Origin of the sequence: Pseudomonas sp. BAY1663 (assembly GCF_000582595.1) — a bacterium.
GTDB lineage: Bacteria > Pseudomonadota > Gammaproteobacteria > Pseudomonadales > Pseudomonadaceae > Stutzerimonas > Stutzerimonas stutzeri_AF.
The window spans coordinates 1-6,581 of the sequence record NZ_AZSV01000142.1 but is presented as its reverse complement, the minus strand read 5'-3'; the positions used below and the strand labels follow the sequence as shown (position 1 = coordinate 6,581).

At 65.7% G+C, this 6,581-nt stretch carries 5 protein-coding genes and 1 pseudogene; all 6 read right to left on the bottom strand.

Going from position 1 to position 6,581, the window contains the following annotated elements:
- Window positions 1-448 precede the first annotated feature (448 nt).
- Window positions 449-1,945: a ribosome biogenesis GTPase Der gene (gene der / locus BAY1663_RS21775; RefSeq protein WP_037045011.1), complete on the bottom strand. Its 1,497-nt coding sequence runs from the start codon at window positions 1,943-1,945 to the stop codon at window positions 449-451.
- 104 nt (window positions 1,946-2,049) lie between these two features.
- The gene (gene bamB, locus BAY1663_RS21770; protein ID WP_037045009.1) at window positions 2,050-3,198 is read right to left on the bottom strand and encodes an outer membrane protein assembly factor BamB; all 1,149 of its coding nucleotides are present in this window, start codon (window positions 3,196-3,198) and stop codon (window positions 2,050-2,052) included.
- Between the two features lie 3 nt (window positions 3,199-3,201).
- On the bottom strand, window positions 3,202-3,843 hold the full coding sequence (locus tag BAY1663_RS21765) for a tetratricopeptide repeat protein (protein ID WP_037045007.1): 642 nt from the start codon (window positions 3,841-3,843) through the stop codon (window positions 3,202-3,204).
- 27 nt (window positions 3,844-3,870) lie between these two features.
- Window positions 3,871-5,160, bottom strand: coding sequence for a histidine--tRNA ligase (hisS, locus tag BAY1663_RS21760; RefSeq protein WP_037045005.1), 1,290 nt, complete (start codon window positions 5,158-5,160; stop codon window positions 3,871-3,873).
- Between the two features lie 16 nt (window positions 5,161-5,176).
- Window positions 5,177-6,289: a flavodoxin-dependent (E)-4-hydroxy-3-methylbut-2-enyl-diphosphate synthase gene (gene ispG, locus BAY1663_RS21755; RefSeq protein WP_037045004.1), complete on the bottom strand. Its 1,113-nt coding sequence runs from the start codon at window positions 6,287-6,289 to the stop codon at window positions 5,177-5,179.
- 10 nt (window positions 6,290-6,299) lie between these two features.
- Window positions 6,300-6,581 (bottom strand): annotated as a pseudogene (locus BAY1663_RS24240) (DUF4115 domain-containing protein); the annotation flags it as partial.

The window sequence follows — 6,581 nt, the reverse complement described above, 5'->3', positions numbered from 1 at the left end:
GGGGCGTTTGGCGTCGCCTGATAATTCGTGCATTGAGCAAAAAGCGAAAAGCAAAAACTTTGATCGTCCAGGCGACTCGGACTCCGTTCCCGTCAGGAGGCTGAGTGGAGGTGTCGCGCAGGGGGACGCGAGGCATGGACGCCGAGCGAGGAACGAAGGGACAGGGACGTCCCTTCGTGACGGCCCCCGGAGCGGCACCGGAAGGAGGGAACCCCGGCGCAGCCGGGGCCGGATGTCGGGTGGCTTTCTTTTTGGTTCCTTTTTCTTGGCCAAACAAGAAAAAGGGACTCGCCCAGCAGGGCAAAACCAGAAGTATCAGCGCACTCGATAAGCGATTTAACGACGAACTTCCAGACAAACCGAACAGCAGCACCATCACCCAAACTTGCCAGCCCGGCGTCAAGCAACCCTGTCCTCCATAAAACGCGAAGGACCTTAACAGAAACGCTCAGCGCTTCTTGTCGCGGCGCTTCTTCTCGGCCTTCTTGTGGTGCGACATGAGGCGGCGCTTCTTGTTCACCTGGCGATCGGTCAGGGTGTTCTTCTTGCCCTCGTAAGGGTTATCGCCGCCCTTGTACTCGATGCGGATCGGCGTACCGACCAGCTTCAGCACGCGCCGGTAGGTGTTCTCCAGATAGCGCGTGTAGGACTTGGGCACCGCGTCCACCTGGTTGCCGTGGATCACGATCAGCGGCGGGTTGGCGCCACCGAGGTGCGCGTAGCGCAGCTTGATGCGCCGGCCGTTGACCATCGGCGGCTGGTGCTCCTGCACCGCGTCCTCGAGGATCTGCGTCAAGCGGCTGGTCGGCCAGCGGGTGATCGCCGACTTGAAGGCGGCCTGCACCGACTTGTACAGATGACCGACGCCGGTGCCGTGCTTGGCCGAGATGAAGTGGATGTCGGCATAGTCGACGAAGAACAGCCGGCGCTCCAATTCGGTCTTCACATAGTCCTTCTCGCCCGGCTCCATGCCGTCCCACTTGTTCAGCGCAATGACCAGCGCGCGCCCGGTCTCCAGCACGAAGCCGAGCAGGTTGAGGTCGTGCTCGACCACGCCCTCGCGGGCATCCATGACGAAGATCACCACGTTGGCATCCTGGATCGCCTGCAGCGTCTTGACCACCGAGAACTTTTCCACCGCCTCGAAGATCTTGCCGCGGCGGCGCACGCCGGCGGTGTCGATCAGCGTGTACTTCTCCTCGTCGCGCTCGAACGGGATGTAGATGCTGTCGCGGGTAGTGCCGGCCTGGTCGTAGACGATGACCCGCTCCTCGCCGAGCATGCGGTTGACCAGCGTCGACTTGCCGACATTGGGTCGGCCGATGATGGCGATCTTGATGCCATCCTTCTCGCTCGGCCCGGGAACACGGCGCGGCTCCTGACCCTCGGCAACGACCTCGGCCCCCTCGCCTTCCTCGCCCTCGGCACCCTGCTCGTCCTCCGCGACATCGTCCCGGGGAAAGATCCCCAGCGCTTGCTCGAGCATGTGGCTGATGCCGCGACCATGGGCGGCGGCGATCGGCAACGCGTCGCCCAGGCCCAGCGGGCTGAATTCGGCGCGGGCGATGTCCGGATCGACGCTGTCGACCTTGTTCGCCACCAGGAAGCAGCGCTTGTTCCGCTTGCGCAGGTGTTCGCCGATCATCTGGTCGGCCGCCGTCAGCCCGGCGCGCGAATCGACCATGAACAGCACCGCATCGGCCTCTTCGATGGCCTGCAGCGACTGCTCGGCCATCTTCGCATCGATACCTTCCTCGTCGCCGGAGATACCGCCGGTGTCGATCACGATATAGGTGCGGCCCTGCCATTTGGCCTCGCCATATTGGCGATCGCGGGTCAGCCCCGCGTACTCGGCAACGATGGCATCGCGGCTCTTGGTCAGGCGATTGAACAGGGTGGACTTGCCGACGTTCGGACGGCCCACCAGGGCGATTACGGGAACCATGCGGCTCTCCACTGCGATATTTCAGAAAACACGAAGGCCGCTGCAAGGCAGCGGCCGGATATTCAGGGCTCCGCCAAAGGCGGAGCCACGGGCTCGATGCGCGCTCAGTCGGCCTGACGAATCGTCAGCGCGACCAGCTTGCCGTCGTTGCCGTAAGCGTAGAGCCAGTCGCCCTCGACCACCGGACGCACACGCACGCCGGCGCTGTCGACGCGCTCGCGCGCGACGAAACGGCCATCGACCTGGCTCAGCAGATGCAGGTAGCCCTCGATGTCACCGACCACCACATAGCTGGACAACACCGCCGGGGCCGAGAGCTGCCGCCGGGCCAGCGACTCGTTGCGCCATAGCGCCGTCGTGGAGCGCTCGTCGATGCCTTCGACGGTGCCGTCGGCCAGGCTCAGGTAGACGCTGCCATAGCCCAGCGCCACACCGGCATAGCTGGAGGCGTCGCGCTGCCAGAGCATGCGCCCGCTTTCCAGCTCCAGCGCCGCGGCGCGGCCCTGGTAGGTGGTGACGTACAGCGTACCGCCGGACAGCAGCAGGCCGCCGTCGATGTCCACCACCCGCTCCAGTTCGGAACGACCTTGCGGAATCGCCACCCGCTGCTCCCAGACCGGCAGGCCGCGGCGGGTATCCAGGGCGACCACCTTGCCGCTGGACAGGCCGGCGATCGCCAGCTGGTTGGTCAGCAGCGGCGCGCCGGTGCCACGCAGGGTCAGTACCGCGGGTGAGCTCTCGTAGCTCCAGCGCTGCGCGCCGGTATCGATTTCCAGGGCGATCAGCCGGTCGTCCTGGGTCTGCACCAGGACGATGTCGCCGTTGACGGCCGGGGCGGCCAGCACTTCACTGCTGACCTGGCTGCGCCAACGCTCCTCGCCGCTGCTGACATCCAGCGCCAGCACCTCGCCGCGCAGAGTGCCAACCAGGATCAGGCCGTAGCCGGCACCGACCGCGCCGGAGACCGGCACGTCCAGCTTCTTCTTCCAGTTGACCTTACCGGTCAGCCGGTCCATGGAAACCACCAGGCCCTCGACGTCGGCGGCGTAGATCTGGTCGCCATAGACCACCGGCGTCAGCAGATTGTAGGTCTCACCCTGGCCTTCGCCGATGGAGCGGCTCCACTCCTTCTTCAAGGAGATTTCCGCGTCGAACTTGGTCAGCTCGGCGGGCCCGGGTTCCTTCGTGTCGTTACTGCTGCAGCCCGCGGCCAGTACGGCCAGGGTCAGCAGCGCGGCAGTCTTCCAGCGCATCGATTACGCCTCCCCTCGGGCCAGGTCATCCAGCTTCAATTGCAGACCGCCAATGGCCGCGTCCTGGGACAGCGATTCCTTGGCCTTGCTGTAGGCGGCATGGGCTTCGTCCTTGCGGCCGAGCAGCACCAGCAGATCGCCCCGGAGTTCTTCGCGGCTGGCGGCAAACGCCTTGTCCGCCTCGCCGTCCAGCAGCTTGAGAGCTTCCTCGGCTTTCTCCTGGACGGCCAGCACCCGGGCCAGGCGTTGGCGTGCCAGTTCGTCGAGGGTCGCGTCGGCCGGCTTGTCGATGATCGCACGGAGCTCGCTGGCCGCCTCGTCGAGACGCCCGGACTCAACCGCGACCTTGGCGACGAACAGGCTGCCGTATTGCGCGTAATGGGTGCCGGCGAAGTCCTTCTTCAGCTGGTTGCCCAGGCGCGACACTTCCGCGGCATCGACTTCGCCGCCCTCCAGTGCCGCGGTCAGCAGTTGCTGATAGACCACCGAGGCGCTCTGCGCCTGGCTGATCTGGTACTTCTGCCAAAACTGCCAGCCGAACACGATCACCAGGGCGAGCGCGCCCCCCAGCAGCAGCGGCGTGCCGTTGCGCTGCCACCACTCCTTGATTTGCGCCAGTTGTTCTTCTTCGGTACCCGAGGTCACACTGTCACTCCTTTCATTCGCTTAGTCTCAGACCTGCTCGAGGCAGGCAGCCAGACGCTCGGGCAGAGCATCCCAGGCAATGCTTTGTTGTTCGCTGTCGTCGCGCAGCGGCTTGCAACCTACCACGCGCCCGGCCAGTTCGTCCTCACCGAGAATCAACGCAAAGCGCGCACCGCTCTTGTCGGCCTTCTTGAACTGGCTCTTGAAGCTGCCGCCACCGGCATTGACCAGCAGCCGTAGCCCCGGCAGGGCGTCGCGCAGGCGTTCGGCCAGCGCCAGTGCCGCCAGTTCGGCAGCCTCGCCGAAGGCGCAGATATAGGCATGCGGGGCAGGGTTCAGTTCTTCCGGAACCAGCATGAGGGTTTCCAGCAGCAGCACCAGGCGCTCGACGCCCATGGCGAAACCGACGCCCGGCGTCGGCTTACCGCCGAACTGGCTGACCAGCCCGTCGTAGCGGCCACCGGCGCAGACGGTACCCTGCGCACCCAGCTTGTCGGTCACCCACTCGAATACCGTGCGACCGTAGTAATCCAGCCCGCGCACCAGCTTGGGATTGATCTCGTAGACGATGCCGACCGCATCCAGGCGCGCCTTGAGCCCCTCGAAATGCGCGCGCGACTCCTCGTCGAGGTAGTCGTGCAGGGTCGGCGCATCCGCCAGCAACGCCTGGGTCTGGGCGTTCTTGCTGTCGAGGATGCGCAGCGGATTGGTGGTCAGGCGGCGCTGGCTGTCCTCGTCGAGTTGCTCGAAACGCTGCTGCAGGTAGGCCACCAACGCATCGCGGTAGCGCGCACGCGCCTCGCTGGAGCCCAGGCTGTTGAGCTGCAAGGTCACTGCATCGGCCATGCCGAGCAGCTTCCACAGCCGCGCGGTGAGTACGATCAGCTCGGCATCGATATCCGGTCCGGGCTGGTTGAAGACTTCCACGCCGATCTGGTGGAACTGCCGGTAGCGGCCCTTCTGCGGCTTCTCGTAGCGGAACATCGGCCCGGTATACCAGAGCTTCTGCACCTGGCCGCCGCCGGTGAGGCCATGTTCGAGCACGGCGCGCACGCAGCCGGCGGTACCTTCCGGACGCAGGGTCAGGGACTCCTCGTTGCGGTCGAGGAAGGTGTACATCTCCTTGTCCACCACGTCGGTGCCTTCGCCGATGCCGCGGGCGAACAGGTCGGTGAACTCGAGGATCGGCAGGCGGATCTCGCTGTAGCCATAGCTGTCGAGCAGTTGCGCGAAGGTGCTTTCCAGGTAGCGCCAGGTCGGCGTCTGCGCCGGCAGGATGTCGTTCATGCCACGAATGGCTTGCAGGGACTTGCTCAATGGGGTTCCTTAAAAATCAACTGCGTGCGATCAGCGCCGCATCGGCCGCGAGCTTCTCGGCGGCCTTGCGCCGGATCAGCTGTTCCAGCTCGTCGACGAGGTTGTCGTTGTTCAGTTTCTGCGCCGGCTTGCCGTCGATGTAGACGAGGTTGTTCGGGCTCCCGCCGGTGAGGCCGATATGCGCCTCCTTGGCCTCGCCCGGGCCGTTGACCACGCAGCCGATCACCGCGACGTCCATCGGCACCAGCAGGTCCTCCACGCGGGTTTCCAGCTCGTTCATGGTCTTGACCACATCGAAGTTCTGCCGCGAGCAGCTCGGGCAGGCGATGAAGTTGATCCCGCGCGAGCGCAGGTGCAGCGACTTGAGGATGTCGAAGCCGACCTTGATCTCCTCCACCGGGTCGGCGGCCAGCGACACGCGGATGGTGTCGCCGATGCCGTCGGCCAGCAGCATGCCCAGCCCGACCGCCGACTTCACCGTGCCCGAGCGCAGGCCGCCGGCCTCGGTGATGCCCAGGTGCAGCGGCTGCTCGATCTGGCGGGCCAGCAGGCGGTAGGCCTCGACGGCCATGAACACGTCGGACGCCTTGACGCTGACCTTGAAGTCCTGGAAGTCCAGCCGATCGAGGTGCTCGACATGGCGCAGCGCGGACTCCACCAGCGCCTGCGGGGTGGGCTCGCCGTATTTCTTCTGCAGGTCCTTTTCCAGGGAGCCGGCGTTGACGCCGATGCGGATCGGGATGCCCTTGTCGCGCGCGGCATCGACCACCGCGCGCACGCGATCCTCGCGGCCGATGTTGCCCGGGTTGATGCGCAGGCAATCGACGCCGAGTTCGGCCACCCGCAGGGCGATCTGGTAATCGAAGTGAATATCGGCGACCAGCGGCAGCTGCACGCGCTGCCTGATCCGGCCAAAGGCCTCGGCGGCCTCCATGGAAGGCACCGAGACCCGCACGATATCGGCGCCGGCATTGGCCAGGCGCTGGATCTGGCCGACCGTCGCCTCGACGTCGCAGGTTTCGGTGTTGGTCATGCTCTGCACGGAAATCGGCGCATCGCCACCGACCGGAACGCTACCCACCCAGATCTTGCGGGACTGGCGGCGCTTGATAGGGGATTCGGAATGCATGATCAGCCTACTACTGTCCGAGCTTGAAGCGCGCCGTCTCGCCGCGCATGTATGAAGCGACGCTCACGGCCTCGCCGTTGTAACTGACTTGGGCGCCACGGGCGTAGCCAGGTGCACGTCCAGCGGCGCCTTGCCGCTGACGCTGGTGCTGCTGCCGGCCTTGGCCAGCGCGCTGTACAGCACGCGGCCGTCGGCATCGGTCACCCGGGTCCAGCAATCGGCGGTGAGCGCAGGTCCAGACGCGCCTCACCAGGCGCCGCGACGCTCGCCGGGCATCCGCGCCAGGCGTTTG